Source organism: Pseudomonas sp. GW821-FHT02C04 (assembly GCF_059421845.1).
Genome location: NZ_JBWKVT010000008.1, coordinates 221,221 through 239,372 on the forward strand (window position 1 = coordinate 221,221; position 18,152 = coordinate 239,372).

16 protein-coding genes and 4 tRNA genes are annotated in these 18,152 nt (G+C 60.0%); 18 read left to right on the plus strand and 2 right to left on the minus strand.

The annotated features are described in order from the left end of the window. The first annotated feature begins 3 nt into the window (after nucleotides 1-3). From AC07VV_RS25215 to AC07VV_RS25285, 15 genes are all read left to right on the plus strand, one after another. The gene (locus tag AC07VV_RS25215) at nucleotides 4-618 is read left to right on the plus strand and encodes a phosphoribosylanthranilate isomerase (RefSeq protein ID WP_495037785.1); all 615 of its coding nucleotides are present in this window, start codon (nucleotides 4-6) and stop codon (nucleotides 616-618) included. 192 nt (nucleotides 619-810) lie between these two features. After that, entirely contained in the window at nucleotides 811-1,731 is a 921-nt protein-coding gene (gene accD / locus AC07VV_RS25220; RefSeq protein ID WP_495037786.1) for an acetyl-CoA carboxylase, carboxyltransferase subunit beta, read from the plus strand. Next, the gene (folC, locus tag AC07VV_RS25225; RefSeq protein ID WP_495037787.1) at nucleotides 1,728-3,035 is read left to right on the plus strand and encodes a bifunctional tetrahydrofolate synthase/dihydrofolate synthase; all 1,308 of its coding nucleotides are present in this window, start codon (nucleotides 1,728-1,730) and stop codon (nucleotides 3,033-3,035) included. The genes accD and folC overlap by 4 nt, the downstream gene beginning before the upstream one ends. Beyond that, nucleotides 3,019-3,687 carry an SPOR domain-containing protein gene (locus AC07VV_RS25230; protein WP_495037788.1) on the plus strand — a complete coding sequence of 223 codons (669 nt, stop codon included), beginning with the start codon at nucleotides 3,019-3,021 and terminating at the stop codon, nucleotides 3,685-3,687. Before folC ends, AC07VV_RS25230 begins: the two co-directional genes overlap by 17 nt. 98 nt (nucleotides 3,688-3,785) lie before the next feature. Then, a complete protein-coding gene (locus AC07VV_RS25235; protein ID WP_007956464.1) occupies nucleotides 3,786-4,346 on the plus strand; it encodes a CvpA family protein in 561 nt (186 codons plus the stop codon). A gap of 41 nt (nucleotides 4,347-4,387) precedes the next feature. Next, the gene (purF, locus tag AC07VV_RS25240; protein WP_007956466.1) at nucleotides 4,388-5,893 is read left to right on the plus strand and encodes an amidophosphoribosyltransferase; all 1,506 of its coding nucleotides are present in this window, start codon (nucleotides 4,388-4,390) and stop codon (nucleotides 5,891-5,893) included. Nucleotides 5,894-5,973: 80 nt separating this feature from the next. Further along, the gene (locus AC07VV_RS25245; protein WP_102621535.1) at nucleotides 5,974-7,185 is read left to right on the plus strand and encodes an O-succinylhomoserine sulfhydrylase; all 1,212 of its coding nucleotides are present in this window, start codon (nucleotides 5,974-5,976) and stop codon (nucleotides 7,183-7,185) included. After that, complete coding sequence (locus AC07VV_RS25250) at nucleotides 7,182-7,958, plus strand: SDR family oxidoreductase (RefSeq protein ID WP_096821206.1); 777 nt, start codon at nucleotides 7,182-7,184, stop codon at nucleotides 7,956-7,958. Before AC07VV_RS25245 ends, AC07VV_RS25250 begins: the two co-directional genes overlap by 4 nt. A 90-nt stretch (nucleotides 7,959-8,048) precedes the next feature. Continuing rightward, nucleotides 8,049-8,124: transfer RNA gene (locus tag AC07VV_RS25255), tRNA-Val, on the plus strand. Nucleotides 8,125-8,179: 55 nt separating this feature from the next. Continuing rightward, a tRNA-Asp gene (locus AC07VV_RS25260) sits at nucleotides 8,180-8,256 on the plus strand. A gap of 93 nt (nucleotides 8,257-8,349) precedes the next feature. Further along, nucleotides 8,350-8,426 (plus strand) — tRNA-Asp (locus AC07VV_RS25265). Nucleotides 8,427-8,848: 422 nt separating this feature from the next. After that, complete coding sequence (locus AC07VV_RS25270; protein ID WP_495037789.1) at nucleotides 8,849-11,680, plus strand: xanthine dehydrogenase family protein molybdopterin-binding subunit; 2,832 nt, start codon at nucleotides 8,849-8,851, stop codon at nucleotides 11,678-11,680. After that, nucleotides 11,673-12,212 carry a (2Fe-2S)-binding protein gene (locus AC07VV_RS25275; RefSeq protein WP_007956473.1) on the plus strand — a complete coding sequence of 180 codons (540 nt, stop codon included), beginning with the start codon at nucleotides 11,673-11,675 and terminating at the stop codon, nucleotides 12,210-12,212. Before AC07VV_RS25270 ends, AC07VV_RS25275 begins: the two co-directional genes overlap by 8 nt. Nucleotides 12,213-12,214: 2 nt before the next feature. Next, on the plus strand, nucleotides 12,215-13,450 hold the full coding sequence (locus AC07VV_RS25280) for a c-type cytochrome (protein WP_495037790.1): 1,236 nt from the start codon (nucleotides 12,215-12,217) through the stop codon (nucleotides 13,448-13,450). A 2-nt stretch (nucleotides 13,451-13,452) separates the two neighbouring features. Beyond that, nucleotides 13,453-14,424: an XdhC family protein gene (locus tag AC07VV_RS25285; RefSeq protein ID WP_495037791.1), complete on the plus strand. Its 972-nt coding sequence runs from the start codon at nucleotides 13,453-13,455 to the stop codon at nucleotides 14,422-14,424. A gap of 51 nt (nucleotides 14,425-14,475) precedes the next feature. Here AC07VV_RS25285 and AC07VV_RS25290 read toward each other — a convergent pair whose 3' ends face one another. Then, nucleotides 14,476-15,759, minus strand: coding sequence for an NAD(P)/FAD-dependent oxidoreductase (locus AC07VV_RS25290; protein WP_273539243.1), 1,284 nt, complete (start codon nucleotides 15,757-15,759; stop codon nucleotides 14,476-14,478). Nucleotides 15,760-15,943: 184 nt separating this feature from the next. Here AC07VV_RS25290 and AC07VV_RS25295 point away from each other — a divergent pair. Next, nucleotides 15,944-16,020: transfer RNA gene (locus AC07VV_RS25295), tRNA-Val, on the plus strand. Nucleotides 16,021-16,819: 799 nt separating this feature from the next. Here the strand turns inward: AC07VV_RS25295 and AC07VV_RS25300 are convergent. Further along, nucleotides 16,820-17,077 (minus strand): hypothetical protein, encoded by a 258-nt coding sequence (locus tag AC07VV_RS25300; RefSeq protein ID WP_096821263.1) that lies wholly within the window; start codon nucleotides 17,075-17,077, stop codon nucleotides 16,820-16,822. Nucleotides 17,078-17,167: 90 nt separating this feature from the next. Here AC07VV_RS25300 and AC07VV_RS25305 point away from each other — a divergent pair, with 90 nt between their 5' ends. Both AC07VV_RS25305 and AC07VV_RS25310 read left to right on the plus strand, forming a co-directional pair. Then, on the plus strand, nucleotides 17,168-17,605 hold the full coding sequence (locus tag AC07VV_RS25305) for a hypothetical protein (protein ID WP_495037792.1): 438 nt from the start codon (nucleotides 17,168-17,170) through the stop codon (nucleotides 17,603-17,605). Continuing rightward, nucleotides 17,536-17,991, plus strand: coding sequence for a DUF2214 family protein (locus tag AC07VV_RS25310; protein WP_495037793.1), 456 nt, complete (start codon nucleotides 17,536-17,538; stop codon nucleotides 17,989-17,991). Before AC07VV_RS25305 ends, AC07VV_RS25310 begins: the two co-directional genes overlap by 70 nt. Nucleotides 17,992-18,152 lie beyond the last annotated feature (161 nt).

The window sequence follows — 18,152 nt, forward strand, 5'->3', positions numbered from 1 at the left end:
GACATGTCGGCCGTTCGCAGCAAGATTTGCGGGATTACCCGCATAGAAGATGCGTTGGCAGCCGTCGAGGCCGGGGCCGATGCCATCGGTTTTGTGTTCTACGCTAAGAGTCCACGGGCGGTAACCGTTCAGCAGGCGCGCGCGATCATCGCTGCATTGCCGCCGTTCGTGACCACGGTCGGGCTGTTCGTCAACGCCAGTCGCTGCGAACTCGGGGAAATCCTCGATGCCGTGCCACTGGATCTGCTGCAGTTTCACGGCGATGAAACCGCCGCCGACTGCGAAGGCTGGCATCGGCCGTACATCAAGGCCCTGCGGGTCAAGGCGGGCGATGACATCGCCGCCGCCTGCGATGCCTACCCGAGTGCCAGCGGCGTGCTGCTCGATACTTATGTTGAGGGCGTGCCCGGTGGAACCGGCGAGGCGTTCGACTGGTCATTGATTCCCAAGGGTTTGAGTAAACCGCTGATTCTGGCCGGCGGCCTGACACCGGAGAACGTCGCCGATGCCGTTGCCCGGGTGCGGCCATACGCGGTGGATGTCAGCGGTGGGGTAGAGGCGAGCAAGGGCATCAAGGATCACGCAAAGATTCGGGCGTTCATCAACGCCATACGTTGATGTGACGGCTGGCAGACTGCCGCCGTCCACAGCTCTGTAGAAAAGAGGCTGAGGGTCTTTTCGGGGTGTACGCAGGTCAGTTCCGCTGACCCGGCAGTCCGGACGATCATCGCCACACATGAATTTAGCTGAAGGGCATACGCGGGGCCGCGAACCAGAGCGTTCGGGCCGCCGGTACTGGAGAAAGAAAGCATGAGCAACTGGTTGGTAGACAAGCTGATCCCTTCGATCATGCGTTCGGAGGTCAAGAAGAGCTCGGTGCCTGAAGGTCTGTGGCACAAATGCCCGTCCTGCGAGGCTGTGCTGTATCGTCCGGAGCTGGAAAAGACCCTGGACGTTTGCCCTAAATGCAACCACCACATGCGCATCGGCGCACGTGCGCGCATCGACATTTTCCTGGATGCCGAAGGCCGTGCCGAGCTGGGCGCTGACCTGGAGCCGGTTGACCGTCTGAAGTTCCGTGACGGCAAGAAGTACAAGGATCGCCTGGTCGCTGCCCAGAAGCAGACTGGCGAGAAAGACGCACTGATTTCCATGAGCGGCACCCTGCTGGGCATGCCGGTGGTGGTTTCGGCGTTCGAATTCAGCTTCATGGGCGGCTCCATGGGCGCCATCGTCGGTGAGCGCTTCGTGCGCGCCGCCAACTACGCCCTGGAAAACCGTTGCCCGATGATCTGCTTTTCCGCCTCCGGTGGCGCGCGGATGCAGGAAGCCCTGATCTCGCTGATGCAGATGGCCAAGACGTCGGCTGTACTGGCGCGTCTGCGTGAAGAAGGCATTCCGTTCATCTCCGTACTGACCGATCCGGTCTACGGCGGCGTTTCCGCCAGTCTGGCAATGCTGGGCGACGTGATCGTCGGCGAGCCGAAAGCCCTGATCGGTTTCGCCGGTCCGCGCGTGATCGAGCAGACCGTTCGCGAAAAACTGCCGGAAGGCTTCCAGCGCAGCGAGTTCCTGCTGGAGCACGGTGCAATCGACCTGATCATCGACCGTCGCGAACTGCGTCCGCGTCTGGGCAACCTGCTGGCGCAACTGACCGGCAAGCCGACCCCGACCTTCGTTGCTGCGCCGATCGAGCCGATCATCGTTCCACCGGTGCCTGCCAACGTATGACCGAGCGCACCCTTGGCGAGTGGCTCGCCTACCTTGAGCAGTTGCATCCATCGGCCATCGACATGGGGCTGGAGCGTTCGCAACAGGTAGCGTCCCGCATGGGGCTGGGCCAGCCGGCGCCTCGGGTGATTACGGTCACCGGCACCAACGGCAAGGGTTCGACCTGCGCTTTCGTGGCTTCATTGCTGCGTGCGCAGGGCCTGAGCGTTGGTGTCTACAATTCTCCGCATCTGCTGCGTTACAACGAGCGGGTGCAGCTCAATGGCGTCGAAGCCACTGATGCACAGCTGTGCGAAGCCTTCGCGGCGGTCGAGGCCGGGCGGGGCGAGACTTCCCTGACTTACTTCGAAATGGGCACCCTGGCGGCGTTCTGGCTGTTTCAACAGGCCGGGCTCGATGCGGTGGTGCTTGAAGTCGGTCTGGGCGGGCGCCTGGACACGGTCAACGTGGTCGATGCCGACATCGCACTGGTCACCAGCATCGGTGTCGATCATGCCGATTACCTGGGCAATACCCGCGAATCCGTGGCCTTCGAGAAGGCCGGGATTTTCCGTCAGGGCAAGCCTGCGCTGTGCGGCGATCTGAATCCTCCACAACCCTTGCTGGACAAGGCGCGCGAGCTTGCTTGTCCGTTCTTCCTGCGTGGGCGCGATTTCGATCTCGGCATCACTGATCAATTCTGGCAGTGGCGTGGCACCGATGCTGATGGTCAGGTCGTAGAGCTGCGTGATTTGCCGCTGCTCGACCTGCCGATGGAAAACGCCGCGCTGGCCTTGCAGGCTTATCTGCTGCTCGGGTTGCCGTGGGAGGCCGGGCAGATTGTTGCGGCCTTGCAGGCGACTCGTGTGGTCGGTCGTCTTGATCGCCGCTCTTTCGAGTGGAATGGCAAGCGCCTGAACCTGTTGCTGGATGTCGGTCATAACCCGCATGCGGCGGAGTATCTGGCCCGGCGTCTGGCTGCTCGTCCACCGGTCGGCAAGCGCCTGGCCGTGTTCGGCCTGTTGGCGGACAAGGATCTGGACGGTGTGGTCGGTGAATTGAATGCCAGCGTCCAGCATTGGGCGGTGGCGCCGCTGGATTCGCCGCGTGCGCGTCCGGTGGCTGAATTGAATCAGGCATTGCAGAACCTTGGCGCCTCGGTCACGTCTTATGGCAGCGTGGCGGCCGCTCTGGAAGGGCAGTGCGCAGTGGCCACCAGCGACGACGAGATCTTGCTGTTCGGATCATTTTATTGTGTCGCCGAGGCCCTTGAATGGCTGTCTCGGCGCTCCACGGAGGAAGCAGCAAATGGCTTTGCTGGATAAGGCGTACAAGCAACGCATGGTCGGTGCCCTGGTGCTGGTGGCGCTGGCGGTGATTTTCCTGCCGATGCTGTTTTCCCGTCAGGACGAACAACGTCAGGTGACCGTCGAGGCGCCGGCTGCACCGCAGGCACCCGCCGTGGCGCAGATCCAGATGGAGACAGTGGCAGTGCCTGAGCCGCAGGTTCTGCCGCAAGAGCCTGTGCCGAGCGATGATGAAGTTGCCGAGCAGACGGCGCCAGCGGCACCGATTGCGCCTGTTGCGCCGACACCGGCTCCAACGCCGGTAGCCAAGCCAGTCGCAGTTGCGCCTGCACCTGCGCCCGTGGCCAAACCTGCCGCAGCCCCGGCCCAGCCGATCGCTGCGCTGTCCGCCAAACCGGATACCACCCAGAGTCGCGTCGACGCCAATGGCCTGTCAGTGAGCTGGTCGGTGCAACTGGCCAGTCTGTCGAGCCGCGCCAGCGCCGAAAGCTTGCAGAAGACCCTGCGCAGTCAGGGCTACAACGCTTACATCCGTTCCGCCGATGGCAAGAACCGGGTGTTCGTCGGTCCGCTGATCGAGCGCGCCGAAGCCGATCGTTTGCGTGATTTGTTGAGTCGCCAGCAGAACCTCAAGGGGTTTGTGGTGCGCTTCCAGCCCGAGCGTGGCTGAAAACTATCACCTCGATTGAAATGCACTGACATTCGCAGCTTACCGACAGCCCTGCGCTCTGCTAAAATGCGCCGCCTTATCCGTCTGTAGGCTGCACTGTGCCATTTACCTGGGTTGACTGGGCGATCGTTGCAATCATCGCCATCTCCGCATTGATCAGTTTGAGCCGCGGCTTCGTCAAAGAAGCATTGTCGCTGGTGACCTGGATCATCGCAGGAGCTGTTGCCTGGATGTTCGGTGGCTCATTGTCCGAGTACCTCGCCGGATACATTCAAACTCCATCGGCTCGTGTGATCACGGGCTGTGCCATCATGTTTGTCGCCACACTGATCGTGGGCGCAATGATCAATTATCTTATCGGCGAGTTGGTTCGCGTCACCGGGTTGTCCGGGACCGATCGATTCCTCGGCATGGCCTTCGGCGCTGCGCGTGGCGTGTTGCTGGTGGTCGTGGCGGTCGGGCTGTTGAGCCTGGGGCCGGTACAGCAGGACGGGTGGTGGAAAGAATCACAGCTCGTGCCAAAGTTTCTATTGGTCGCAGACTGGTCCAAGAACCTGATTCTCGGGTGGAGCAGTCAGTGGCTTGCCAGCGGAATCAGCGTACCCGCTGATATTCCGTTCAAGGAGCAACTCTTGCCGTCGGCCAAAACGCCTCAGTGAGTGTTGTTCAGTTCAGATCCATTAAGTAGGGGTTGCGTCGCATGTGTGGCATCGTCGGTATCGTCGGTAAGTCGAACGTCAATCAGGCGCTGTATGACGCGCTAACCGTGCTCCAGCACCGCGGCCAGGACGCTGCCGGTATCGTGACCAGCCATGATGGCCGGTTGTTCTTGCGCAAGGACAATGGCCTGGTGCGTGACGTGTTTCAACAGCGTCACATGCAGCGCCTGGTCGGCCACATGGGTATCGGTCACGTCCGTTACCCGACCGCCGGCAGCTCGACGTCGGCCGAGGCTCAGCCGTTCTACGTCAACTCGCCGTACGGCATCACCCTGGCGCACAACGGTAATCTGACCAACGTTGAGCAGTTGGCCAAAGAGATCTACGAATCCGACCTGCGTCACGTCAACACCAGTTCCGACTCGGAAGTGCTGCTCAACGTGTTCGCCCACGAGCTGGCCCAGCGCGGCAAGTTGCAGCCGACTGAAGAAGACGTGTTTGCTGCGGTGACCGACGTGCACAACCGTTGTGTCGGTGGTTACGCCGTCGTGGCGATGGTGACCGGTTACGGCATCGTCGGCTTCCGTGATCCGCACGGCATCCGTCCGATCGTGTTCGGCCAGCGTCACACCGACGAAGGCGTCGAGTACATGATCGCCTCCGAAAGCGTTTCGCTGGACGTGCTCGGCTTCACCCTGATTCGCGACCTGGCACCGGGCGAAGCGGTCTACATCACTGAAGACGGCAAGCTGCACACCCGTCAGTGCGCGACCAACCCGTCCCTGACCCCGTGCATCTTCGAACACGTCTACCTGGCGCGTCCGGATTCGATCATCGATGGCGTGTCGGTTTACAAGGCCCGCCTGCGCATGGGTGAGAAGCTGGCCGAGAAGATCCTGCGCGAGCGCCCTGAGCACGACATCGACGTGGTCATCCCGATCCCGGACACCAGCCGCACCGCAGCGCTGGAGTTGGCGAACCATCTGGGCGTGAAATTCCGCGAAGGCTTCGTCAAGAACCGTTACATCGGTCGTACCTTCATCATGCCCGGCCAGGCTGCGCGCAAGAAATCGGTACGCCAGAAGCTCAACGCCATCGAGCTGGAATTCCGCGGCAAGAACGTGATGCTGGTGGACGACTCGATTGTTCGCGGCACCACCTGCAAGCAGATCATCCAGATGGCCCGCGAAGCCGGTGCGAAAAATGTCTACTTCTGCTCGGCCGCTCCGGCTGTGCGCTTCCCGAACGTGTACGGCATCGACATGCCGAGCGCTCACGAGCTGATCGCGCACAATCGTTCGACTCAGGATGTCGCTGACCTGATCGGCGCTGACTGGCTGATCTATCAGGACCTGCCTGACTTGATCGAAGCGGTCGGCGGCGGCAAGATCAAGATCGAAAACTTCGATTGCGCGGTGTTCGACGGCAAGTACGTCACCGGCGACGTCGATGAGGCTTACCTGAACAAGATCGAACAGGCACGCAACGATGCCTCGAAGGTCAAGACCCAGGCGGTCAGTGCGATCATCGATCTGTACAACAACTGAGTTTCAACCGGCCCTTAGGGGCCGGTTTTGTATCTGGCAAAAGACTTTTATTTATCGAGAACAGGGCAAGGAGTGACAGCATGAGTCAGGAATGGGATGCCGGTCGGCTGGACAGCGACCTTGAAGGCGTAGCGTTCGATACCCTGGCCGTACGTGCCGGTCAGCACCGTACGCCGGAAGGCGAGCACGGTGATCCGATGTTCTTCACTTCCAGCTACGTGTTCCGTACCGCCGCCGACGCCGCTGCGCGGTTTGCCGGGGAAGTGCCGGGCAACGTTTACTCGCGTTATACCAATCCGACCGTTCGCTCGTTCGAAGAGCGCATTGCTGCGCTGGAAGGCGCTGAGCAAGCCGTAGCGACGGCGACTGGCATGGCCGCGATCATGGCGGTGGTGATGAGCCTGTGCAGTGCCGGCGATCATGTGCTGGTGTCGCGCAGCGTGTTCGGTTCGACCATCAGCCTGTTCGAGAAGTACTTCAAGCGCTTCGGCGTGGAAGTCGATTACGTTCCGCTGGCCGATCTGTCGGCCTGGGATGCGGCGATCAAGTCCAACACCAAATTGCTCTTTGTCGAATCGCCGTCTAACCCGTTGGCTGAGTTGGTGGATATCACCGCGCTGTCGGAAATCGCACACGCCAAAGGCGCGATGCTGGTGGTCGACAACTGCTTCTGCACGCCAGCGTTGCAGCAGCCGCTGAAGTTGGGCGCAGACATCGTTGTGCATTCGGCCACCAAGTTCATCGATGGCCAGGGCCGTTGCATGGGCGGCGTGGTTGCCGGTCGCAGCGAGCAGATGAAAGAAATCGTCGGCTTCCTGCGTACCGCCGGGCCAACCCTGAGCCCGTTCAACGCCTGGATCTTCCTCAAGGGTCTGGAAACCCTGAATCTGCGGATGAAGGCGCACTGTGCCAACGCCCAGCAACTTGCCGAATGGCTGGAGCAGCAGGATGGCATCGAGAAGGTGCATTACGCCGGTCTCAAGAGTCATCCGCAGCACGAACTGGCCCAGCGTCAACAGAAGGGCTTTGGTGCGGTGGTGAGCTTTGAGGTCAAGGGCGGCAAAGAGGGGGCGTGGCGTTTCATCGATGCGACCCGTTTGATCTCGATCACCGCCAACCTGGGTGACAGCAAAACCACCATTACCCACCCGAGCACCACGTCCCACGGCCGTCTGGCGCCGCAGGAGCGTGAAGCGGCGGGGATTCGTGACAGCCTGATCCGCATCGCGGTCGGTCTGGAAGACGTCGCTGACCTGCAAGCCGATCTGGCGCGCGGTCTGGCGGCGTTGTGATCGAGTTGTCCACTCCGAAGACGGGCACCCATGGCCGCGTTGCGCTGGTCACGGGTGCCGCTCGCGGTATCGGGCTGGGGATCGCGGCGTGGCTGATCAGCGAAGGCTGGCAGGTGGTGCTGTCGGATCTGGACCGGGTGCGTGGTTCCAAAGTGGCGAAAGTGCTGGGTGAGAATGCCTGGTTCATCGCCATGGACGTGGCGGATGAGAGCCAGGTGGCACTCGGCGTCGCGGAAGTGCTGGGGCAGTTCGGTCGTCTGGATGCGTTGGTGTGCAACGCGGCGGTGGCCGATCCGCATAACATCACCCTGGAAAGCCTGGATCTGGCCTATTGGAATCGGGTGCTGGCGGTGAATCTCAGCGGGCCGATGTTGCTGGCCAAGCACTGTGCGCCGTATCTGCGGGCGCACAACGGGGCGATCGTCAATCTGGCCTCGACCCGTGCGGCGCAATCAGAGCCTGATACCGAAGCCTATGCGGCGAGCAAGGGCGGCTTGCTGGCGTTGACTCACGCATTGGCAATCAGCCTCGGTCCGGAGATTCGCGTCAATGCGGTCAGTCCGGGCTGGATCGATGCGCGGGATCCCTCTGCGCGCCGCGCCGAGCCTCTAACCGATATCGACCATGCCCAGCATCCGGCGGGCAGGGTAGGGACGGTCGAGGACGTGGCGGCGATGGTGGCCTGGCTGCTGTCGAAGAATGCCGGGTTCGTGACAGGTCAGGAATTCGTGGTCGACGGCGGCATGACCAAGAAGATGATCTACTCGGAATGACATGTTTTTGTCTTTTTGAGAAAAACTTCAATCCTGCTATTGACTTAGGTTCGCTACCTGCGTAAATTTCGCGGCCTCGGAGATGCAAACGGGTGATTAGCTCAGCTGGGAGAGCGTCTGCCTTACAAGCAGAATGTCGGCGGTTCGATCCCGTCATCACCCACCACTTCCCGAGAAACTTGCGAAAGCAAGAGGTAGGCTGAAAGTGCCTCCACCGACGCGCAGCGGTAGTTCAGTCGGTTAGAATACCGGCCTGTCACGCCGGGGGTCGCGGGTTCGAGTCCCGTCCGCTGCGCCATATTTAACGAGTCAGACACTGTCTGGTTCGCGATTGAAAAGCACCGAAGCTTTCAGTCAAACGAGTTACTTGAGCGTCAGCTCAAAGCGATACGCAGCGGTAGTTCAGTCGGTTAGAATACCGGCCTGTCACGCCGGGGGTCGCGGGTTCGAGTCCCGTCCGCTGCGCCATATCTGTTTCAAGGACCACTGAACGCCTTGAAACACCGAAAGCAACCGTTGGTTGATTCGGAATCGATAGCAAAGACCCTGGTCGAAAGGCCGGGGTTTTTTGTGTCTGAAATTTGACCTTTCCCAAATTCCTGCCCTTTTGTCCAGCGACGAACGCCAGCTGTGGCTCGTTCGATGCCGCCGGAAAATCTCCCCTGCGTCTATGGGTCACTGCGATGCAATGCCGCATTGATTTTTGATTCTTTAGTCAGATTTTTGTAACTGGTTGTTTGCTGCGAGCGCAGAAACCTTTAAAGTTAACCTTTCGGTCAGCTTTGCACTGTCATCACGCCCTTTGTTTCGCCAAAAAGGGCTTCTGCAAGACTCGAGATTCCCAGTAGATAACCAGAAGGGCGGATCCATAACCGCCCAGAGGATGATCCATGTCCAACCGTGAAATATCCCGGCGCTCGTTCCTTCAGGGCGGGCTGGTGGCGGGTGTGAGCGTTACGCTCACGCCGCTCAGCAGTCAGGCGCTGGCTGCCTTGATGGAAAACAGCGTGACCGTGCCGTCCGAGCAGTGGCTCGGCAATAACGGCAAGGCGCGCCAGCGTAACGATGCCTTGTCCAAGGTCTGCGGCAGCAAGGTTTTTGCCCGCGACATCCGTTCCAAGGACATGCCGGGCTGGCCCCAGCAGCAAGGCCACGCCATGTTGCTGAAAACCATCAAGGCCGACCGCATCTACGACGGCTATGACCTGTCGTGGCTCGGCGCCGATCTGCAGCCTGACCGCATCGTCACCGCTGCCGACCTGGACAAGGACGGCATCGTATTCCCGGAAGAGCACGCCCCGGATCCCTTGCTGCCTGAGGGCAAGGTGCCGATGTTCATCGGTCACCCGGTGGCGATCCTGATCTGGAACGATTTCGAGCGTTTCCGTCAGGCCAAGAACAAACTCAAATTCAATGACAAGGCGATTCGTTACGGTGCGCAAGTACCGTTCTACGAAGGTGATCCCTATGGCAGTTTCCGCTACGTGCGCGTCGGCGGCCCGACCTCGGCAGATGAAGACGAGTTCGCCAGCCTCAAGGATTCGATCCTGTTCCCGATGCTGAAAAACCGTCGCCCGGTGTGGAATTCCCAGCCGAACCTGCACGGCAACCTGACCGAGCGCGGCCTGTTCTACGCCGACCGCATGAAGAAAGAGATCGACACGCCGCCGGACAACTGGTTGGTGTTCGACGAGCGTTACAAGACCCCGTCGATCGAACCGGCTGCGATGGAGCCGGACAACGGCAACGGCTGGTACGATCCGGCGACCAAGACGCTGCATTTCGTCGTCGCCACCCAGTGCCCGCTGGAAGCGGCAACCGAGACCGCGAAAATGATCTCGCCGTCGCGCTTCGGCCTGGCCAGCCTGAATATGCACCCGGGCTACACCGTCGGTTACGGCTCCAAGGACCACAACATTTTCGTCTACTACGCAGCCCTGGCGGCGTTGTACGGCGCAGGTGTGCCGATTCGCCTGGCCAACGACCGCTACGAGCAGTTCCAGAGCGGCATCAAGCGTCACCCGTTCGACATTCGCTACCAGTTGGCAGTGGACAAGACCGACCACAGCTTCAAGATTTTCCGTGCCGAGATGAGCGTCGATGGTGGCGGTCGGATCAACTACAGCCCGTCGGTGGCGGCGGTTGGTGCCACTGCAGCGCAGTCGATCTACTACATGCCGCAGAACGACCTGCAGGTCACCGCCTATCACTCCCGCGGGGTTGAGGCGGGTTCGATGCGCGGCTACGGCACGCTGCAGAGCATGGCTTCCACCGAAATGATGGTCGACGAAATCGCCGATCGCCTCGGTGTCGACGCCATCGATCTGCGTCGCAAGAATGCGCTGCGTTCGGGGATGAAAAACACCCAGGGCGCGATCCCGGCCGGTGCGTTGCGCCTGCACGAGATTCTCGACAAGGCTTCGTTGCACGAAGTCTGGAAGAACCGCGACGCGATCAAGAAACAGCGTGAAGCGGCGGATCCGGACAACTGGTATGGCGTGGGTTTCGCCATTTGCCAGAAAGACTTCGGCACCGGTTCCGAAGCGCCGATGGCCAGCATCGAATTCACCGCTGAAGGGCGCATCTCTCTGCGTCACATCGGTATCGAGATCGGTACCGGCATGTCCACTTCGCAAGCCCTGGTGGTCGCTGATTTCCTCGGCAGCCCGGCGCACGACGTGAAGACCGGCGAGACCGAATGGAAGGAAATGCAGCTGGTCACCGCCGGCAACCCTTACATCATGAGTCAGGCCGAGCAGGACAACTTCCTGCGCAACCCCCGTTGGGTCGGCAAACTGGCGTCGGCCTCGTCCGCGACCAACTCAGCCTACTACTTCAGCCACGCCACCCGTGAAGCGGCGCGTGTGCTGTTCAATCACGGTCTTTGGCCGGCGGCACTGGAAATCTGGCGTCAGGGCCCGTACGGCGGCCAGGCCAACCCTTACGTGGTGCGTCGCGAAGATGCGCATTGGGTCGACGGCAAACTGACGGCCAACGGCATGCAGCCGCTGAGCTTCGAGGAACTGGCCAAGCGCGCTCACGAGCGTGGTCTGGTTACCGCCGCCACGGTCCACGGTTTCAACCGCTGGAGCTGGGCAGAAGCGGAATACAGCATCGACGGCGTGCGCGAGCGTCTGCCGCTGGACGGTCTGGCCGTGAAGTACGGCGACGGGGCTCCGAAAGCCAAGAAAGCGCAGATGACCAGCGACGGTTTCCATCTGCTGGATCGGCAGAACATCGCCTATCCGGTGGTTCAGCTGAACAACGCCGCCGTGACTTACTACAGCCCGGTGGCGACGCTGGTCGAGTTGAAGGTCAACAAAGGTTCGGCAGAAGTCGAAGTGCTCAACCATCACTCGTGGCTGGAATGCGGTCGGGTGCTGGTCGAAGAACTGGTTCGTGGCCAGCTCGAAGGCGGGATCGCCATGGGCATTGGTCACGCCTTGATGGAAGAGATGCCGCTGTACGAAGGCGGGCCAGGGGAGGGTGACTGGAACTTCAACCGTTATCGCCTGCCGATGGCACGCCACGTGGCGGTGTGGAAGCAGACGTCGGAGATTCTGCCGCCGCTGTCGCCAAGCGACCCGTCCAAAGGCATCGCCGAAGTGGTGATGATCCCGGTGGTCGGCGCCATCGGTAACGCCGTGGCCCACGCCATCGGCAAACGTGTCCGCGATCTTCCAATCACTGCTGCGCGCATCAAGGAGGCCCTCAATGGCTAACCGTCCGCTTCAACTGACCCTCAACGGTCAATCCGTCGGCCCGGTGGACATCCCTGATGACCTGCCGATGATCGACTACCTGCACGAATACAAGAATCTCACCGGTTCGCGCCTGGGCTGTGGCCAGGGCATTTGCCACGCCTGCGTGGTGATCGTCGACAACCCGGACGGCACCAGCGAAGAAGTGCGCACCTGTATCACCGGCGCGCATTACTTCGAAGGCAAGAAAGTCCGCACCATCGAAGGCCACGCCAAGCGTGACGAGCAAGGCCAGGTGACCGAGCTGAACCCGATCCAGCAGCGCTTCGTCGATGAATTTGCCTTCCAGTGCAGCTACTGCGCGCCGGGCTTCGTCAACGCCGCGACCGTGCTGGTGGAAAAGCTGCAGCGCCAGCCAATCGTCAAAAGCAAACTGGAACAAGTCATCGAGGACAGCCTCGGTCATCACGTCTGCCGTTGCACCGGGTACGTGCGTTACTACAACGCCACTCGCAACGTGCTGACCGATCTCGGCCTGGTCAAGGAGGGTTAAGCATGAAGCAATTACTGACCCGCCTGACCCTGGCGGTCGGGCTGGCTGCGCCTGTGTTGGCGGCGCATGCGGATGATCAGGCCAAGCGCGGCGAATACCTCGCCCGCGCGGCCGACTGCATGGCCTGCCACACGGCGCCCGGCGGTGCACCGTTTGCCGGCGGCCTGCCGATCGTGTCGCCTTTCGGCACGATCTACGGCACCAACATCACGCCGAGCAAAGAGCACGGCATCGGTTTGTACAACGATGACGAGTTTTTCGCTGCGCTGACTGAAGGCAAGCGTCGTGATGGCGCCAACCTGTACCCGGCGATGCCGTACACGTCGTATCACTTGATGCCGCGTGCGGATTCGGATGCGATTCATGCGTATCTGAAAACCATCGAGCCGATCGAGCGCGCCGCTCCGGTGACGAGCCTGAGCTTCCCGTTCAACGTGCGTCCGGGCCTGATGGGCTGGAACATGATGTTCGGCAAGGCCTTGAAACTGGAGTCTGCCGAAGGCAAAAGCGACGCCTGGAAGCGCGGCCAGTACATGGTCGAAGTGCTCGGCCATTGCGGTGAATGCCATACGCCGCGCGGCTTGCCGGGCGCGATGCAGTTGGATAAGCGCCTGACCGGCGGCATCCTCAACGGCTACCTGGCGCCGAGCCTGTTGGCGACGGATCTGGCGGCGCGCGGCTGGAATCATCAAGACCTGAGCACGTTCCTCAAGCACGGCATGAGCGCCCAGGGCACGATGTTTAACGAGATGTTCCCGGTGTTCCACAACAGCACCCAGGGCCTGAATGATCCGGATCTGGCGGCGATGGCGACTTTCCTGCTGGGCGACAAGCCGCCAGCGGCGAAAGAATTGACCGAAGTGCCGGTGGAAAAACTCAGTGCCAGCGCTCAACGCGGCCGTCAGGAATATTTGAACGTCTGCGCCGGTTGTCACGCGGCCGGTGGCGAAGGCAAGCCGCACATCGCGGTGGCCATGCGCGGCAACACCACGCTGCGTCTGGAAGACCCACGCAACTTGTTGCGAGTGATCGAGGATGGTATCGGCGAACAGAAATTCGCCGGGTTCGAACACATGCAGCCGATGCCCGGTTTTGCCGACAAGCTCAGTGCCGAACAGCTCACCGATCTGCTGAACTACCTGCGTCAGGGTTGGGGTGGTCAATCGGCTGAGCTGGCGGTGGGCGACGTGCAGAAGCTCCAGGCTGACGCCCCGTCCATCGAGCACAAGGCGCACTGATCATGCAGCATCTCGATCTGCAGGTTGTGCGTCGGGCGCTGGAATGGTCGACGGCGGGACAGCGCATCTGGCTCTGCACCGTGCTGACCACTTACGGCTCGGCGCCGCGCGCGCCGGGTTCGCTGCTGGCGGTGAACGACGACGGACAGTGGATCGGGTCGCTGTCCGGTGGCTGCGTCGAGGAGGATTTTCTCGAGCGTGTCGCCGAAGGTGCATTTCTCGATGCGATCAACGTGGTGCGCTATGGCGAAGGGGACGATCCGCGTTCGCGGGTCAGCCTGCCGTGTGGTGGCATTCTCGATGTGCTGGTAGAGAAATTTGACGCTGACTGCGAAGTGCGGGCGCATCTGCGTGAGCTTGAATCGGCGTTGCTGGGTCAGCGCCGGTTGATTCGCGAGGTCGATCTGGCCACGGGCGCGCGTAGCCTTTTTGCGGATCGCGAGCAGGGTGCACGGATCGAGCGTGAAATCGACCGGGTACGGATCCGCATCGGTGCTGCTCAGCGTTTGTTGCTGGCCGGCTATTCCAGCGTGGCGCAGGCGTGTGCGGAATTCGCAGTGGGTCTCGGCTTCGAAGTGATTCTCTGCGACCCGCGTGATGAAGTGCTGGAAGGCGTGGTGCTCAATGGCGTGGAGATTCGCCGGCAATTGCCGTCGGTGTTCATCGCCGATGGTGGTTGCCACCGTGATACGGCGGTGGTGGCGTTGACCCATGATCCGCGTATCGACGATCTGGCGATGATGGAAGCGGTGCGCACAGAAGCGTTCTACATCGGCGTAATGGGCTCGCAGCAGACGTCGCAGAAGCGCTTCGAGCGATTGCGTCGGATTGGTGGGTTGGGAGAGGGCGAACTGGCGCGGATTCATGCGCCGATCGGCCTTAACCTGGGCAGCAAGACGCCGTCGGAAATCGCTTTGGCGGTGCTCGCGGATATCCTGCGGATTCGCAGCGGGATTGCGCGGGATCAGTTGTGATTCATGCTGGATGTAAAAAGGGCCGCTTTTCAGCGGCCCTTTTTTTGCGCGTCAAAAACCGAGCTTGTCGCGCAGTCCGTAGTACCACGCGCCCAGTGCGGCAAACGGCGTGCGCAGCAATTGCCCGCCGGGGAACGGATAGTGCGGCAGGTCGGCAAACGCATCGAAGCGCTCGGCCTGGCCTCGCAGCGCCTCGGCCAGTACCTTGCCGGCCAGGTGCGTGTAGGTCACGCCATGGCCGCTGCAGCCCTGGGAGTAATAGATGTTGTCGCCCAAGCGTCCGACCTGAGGCAGGCGCGACAGGGTCAGCAGGAAATTGCCGGTCCAGGCGTAGTCGATTTTCACGTCCTTGAGTTGCGGGAACGCCTTGAGCATTTTCGGGCGGATGATCGCCTCGATATTCGCCGGATCCCGCGCGCCGTAGACCACACCGCCGCCGAAGATCAGGCGCTTGTCGCCAGTAAGGCGGTAGTAATCGAGCAAGTAATTGCAGTCTTCGACGCAGTAATCCTGCGGCAGCAGGGTTTTGGCCAGTTCATCACCGAGTGGTTCGGTGGTGATGACCTGCGTGCCGCAGGGCATCGATTTGGCTGCCAGTTCCGGCACCAGGTTGCCGAGGTAAGCGTTACCGGCAACGATAATGAATTTGGCCCTGACCTTGCCCTGCGGCGTATGCACGACCGGGTTGGCGCCGCGTTCGATGCGCACCGCGGGTGACTGTTCATAGATAGTGCCGCCCAGGGACTCCACGGCAGCGGCTTCGCCCAGCGCCAGGTTGAGCGGGTGGATATGGCCGCCGCTCATGTCGAGCATGCCGCCGACGTATTGATCGCAGGCCACCACTTCGCGGATGCGGCGCTGATCGAGCAGTTCAAGCTGGGTGTGCCCGAAGCGTTCCCACAAGCGTTTCTGCGCTTCCAGGTGACCCATCTGTTTGGCAGTAATGGCTGCGAATACACCGCCGTCCTTCAGATCGCACTGGATATTGTACTTGCTGACGCGATCACGAATGATCCGGCCGCCCTCGAATGCCATTTGCCCGAGCAATTGAGCCTGCTTTGGGCCAACGCTGCGCTCAATTACGTCAATGTCACGACTGTAGCTGTTGACGATTTGCCCGCCATTGCGCCCCGAGGCACCAAAGCCGACCTTGGCGGCTTCCAGCACGGTTACGCGAAAACCGTTTTCCAGCAGGAACAGGGCCGAGGAAAGTCCCGTATAACCAGCGCCAATCACACAGACATCCGTCTCCACGTCATCCTGCAGGGCAGGGCGTGGTGGTACGGCGTTGGCTGACGCCGCGTAATAAGACTCTGGGTAAGGGGTGTTCGCCATCCTGCAGCCTCTGTTTAATATATTTTACGAGTGCGACGATCCTACCCGAGTTGAAAAACCTCCGCCAGCTACCGGGAAATCTTCTTGCGGTGGGTCGAAATTAAATATTTTGCATATTCATAGGGTTAGGTGAAAAAAAGGTGTTGACACCCCTCCGGAATTCCGTAGAATGCCGCCTCACAGCAGGCACGTAGCTCAGTTGGTTAGAGCACCACCTTGACATGGTGGGGGTCGTTGGTTCGAGTCCAATCGCGCCTACCAAACAAAATCCGCTCTGCTGGGCGGTCTAGAAGGGCTCACCGAAAGGTGGGCCCTTTTTTGTTGTCTGCGATTTGCAAAGCGCCGCCTCGAGCGTCAGCTCGGAGCACATCTTTATGTGCTCCACTGCCTTATTCGTTTTCATCATTTTGGTTGTCGGCCGCGGTAGGCGAGGCCGACGATTGGCGCATGGCTAGTATTTTTCTGGGCATGTGAAGCCCCAGCCATTTATGACCAGGTCCTTTATTTCTTCGCCGGTCGTCGAGATGACCAGGCACCTATTGTTTTTTTTGTAATTGAATTCGCAGTACTGCACCCCTTGTGTGCATCGCTCTACCTCTACAACGCCTCTTCTTTTGAGCAGGATCTCAGTGCCAATTAGCTCTGTCTCGTTTGTGATATATGGTTTCCAGCCATGATTGATCAGCTCTTTTCGAGCGCTTAAAAAAGACATTCCCTTTGTGATGGGTATATCCGTTGCGTTTGCAAATGAGCCTACGCAGCAAAGGATCATGCAGGAAATACGATGTGGCTTCATTTCGTGACACCGCAAAACTTTCTATAGATGGTTGACGCCTCGTCATATGGCATATGCCGCTGGCTTGGTCGAGGGTAAGTGGAAATGCTTCCCTGCGCTCGACTGTCTTGTGTGTCGTGGTTTCGAGATCACCTTCGACGATTGGATCAATTGCATGGACAACTCGAAGTATTTCAGTAGCGGTCAAATCCTGAGTATGGGGTATAAAGCCAGCTAACCCCATTGCTTCAATACCCTACGTCTTCCATGCAGGCAGCGCCATCTTCACTGCTTTGGCTCTTTGGTGGTTTCTTTCGAGCCGCTTGAGCTGGCTGAATCCTTGTCGGTTTCATGCGACTCGGCTCCGGAGTTTGACCCGGATGCTTCTTCACCTTTTTTGTCAGCCTTGTCTTCTTTGGAATCGGATCCACCTTGGTTCACTCCGGGAATGGCGGCAGGTGGTACGGCAGATCCGGCAATGGAGACGATAGGGCTCGCCGACAAAAGACCAGCAAAGGCTAGTGCTGCGATTTTTCTGTTCATCGACCAATCCTCAGTTCAGGGTATCTGCTTGTTGGAGGGGTGGACGAGATGAGCGTGCGGCTTGGGTGACGGGCGGCTAAAAGGGTTTGCTTGCTGGCGATGGTTTTTCCACAAAGCCATACGGTGAGCCAGATCCTGGCAGACCATAAAAATAATGTGGATATTGAATGGCTTACGATTCTATTGAACCAACCGGTTATCAAAAATACGTTGTTACATAATGAAAATATCAGTAATATCCGCCCCGCGTTCACCACCACGGTTTATGCATTTTTAAATCCCAAGCTTCCATCAGCTGCTTGGGATTTTTTTTGCCTGCGATTTACCCCTCCCCAGGCTTTCGTCCTGCCGACTCCCTCAACCGGAGTGCCTTTCTGGCGCGGCATCGGGCAAGTCCACACTTTTTCGACTACTACTGTCTGGCCGATTTTTCATCTCAGTCTGACGGGGGTTCATCGATGCTGGTTCATTGGTTTCTTGCTGCGGTTCATCTGCTGGCATTTGCCCTGGGGTTCTGGGCCGTGCTGACACGCGGAACGGCATTCAGCCGACTGGCTGCCGGGGCTGGTGAAGTTCGGCGGGTTCTGCTCGCTGACAATCTATGGGGGATATCTGCGCTGGTGCTGCTGATCACGGGTGGCATGCGAGCTTTTGGCGGTTATGAAAAGGGCGCCGATTACTATCTGCATCAGCCGCTGTTCCATTTGAAGATGACGTTGTTTGTGCTGATTCTGCTTCTGGAGCTTGCACCGATGATTACGTTGATCAAATGGCGCGTCGGTCAGGCGCGCGGAACGCCCCTCGACACTGGGCGGGCCAAGGTGTTTGCACGAATCAGTCATGCCGAAGCGCTGTTGCTGGTTCTGATGGTGATAGCGGCCACCGGGATGGCGCGTGGGGTGACGTTCGGCTAGGCGGGCGCGATTCCCTGCTTTTATTCGGAAACGTCCGACAGCCAGCCATTGAAATGATGGTTAGTATCGGTTGCGAAGAAGGGGGGAGGGAGTTGCAGCAGGAGGGGAAATAGCCTGCGCCGTCACCAATGAGGTGGGGGATGGCAATACGGCGCTCGGAT

What these genes read in the sequence shown, in the direction of transcription:
- AC07VV_RS25215 (WP_495037785.1), top strand. Translation starts at nt 4, where the DNA reads ATGTCGGCCGTTCGCAGCAAGATTTGCGGGATTACCCGCATAGAAGAT.
- accD (WP_495037786.1), top strand. Translation starts at nt 811, where the DNA reads ATGAGCAACTGGTTGGTAGACAAGCTGATCCCTTCGATCATGCGTTCG.
- folC (WP_495037787.1), top strand. Translation starts at nt 1,728, where the DNA reads ATGACCGAGCGCACCCTTGGCGAGTGGCTCGCCTACCTTGAGCAGTTG.
- AC07VV_RS25230 (WP_495037788.1), top strand. Translation starts at nt 3,019, where the DNA reads ATGGCTTTGCTGGATAAGGCGTACAAGCAACGCATGGTCGGTGCCCTG.
- purF (WP_007956466.1), top strand. Translation starts at nt 4,388, where the DNA reads ATGTGTGGCATCGTCGGTATCGTCGGTAAGTCGAACGTCAATCAGGCG.
- AC07VV_RS25245 (WP_102621535.1), top strand. Translation starts at nt 5,974, where the DNA reads ATGAGTCAGGAATGGGATGCCGGTCGGCTGGACAGCGACCTTGAAGGC.
- AC07VV_RS25270 (WP_495037789.1), top strand. Translation starts at nt 8,849, where the DNA reads ATGTCCAACCGTGAAATATCCCGGCGCTCGTTCCTTCAGGGCGGGCTG.
- AC07VV_RS25275 (WP_007956473.1), top strand. Translation starts at nt 11,673, where the DNA reads ATGGCTAACCGTCCGCTTCAACTGACCCTCAACGGTCAATCCGTCGGC.
- AC07VV_RS25280 (WP_495037790.1), top strand. Translation starts at nt 12,215, where the DNA reads ATGAAGCAATTACTGACCCGCCTGACCCTGGCGGTCGGGCTGGCTGCG.
- AC07VV_RS25285 (WP_495037791.1), top strand. Translation starts at nt 13,453, where the DNA reads ATGCAGCATCTCGATCTGCAGGTTGTGCGTCGGGCGCTGGAATGGTCG.
- AC07VV_RS25290 (WP_273539243.1), bottom strand. Translation starts at nt 15,759, where the DNA reads ATGGCGAACACCCCTTACCCAGAGTCTTATTACGCGGCGTCAGCCAAC.
- AC07VV_RS25300 (WP_096821263.1), bottom strand. Translation starts at nt 17,077, where the DNA reads ATGAACAGAAAAATCGCAGCACTAGCCTTTGCTGGTCTTTTGTCGGCG.
- AC07VV_RS25310 (WP_495037793.1), top strand. Translation starts at nt 17,536, where the DNA reads ATGCTGGTTCATTGGTTTCTTGCTGCGGTTCATCTGCTGGCATTTGCC.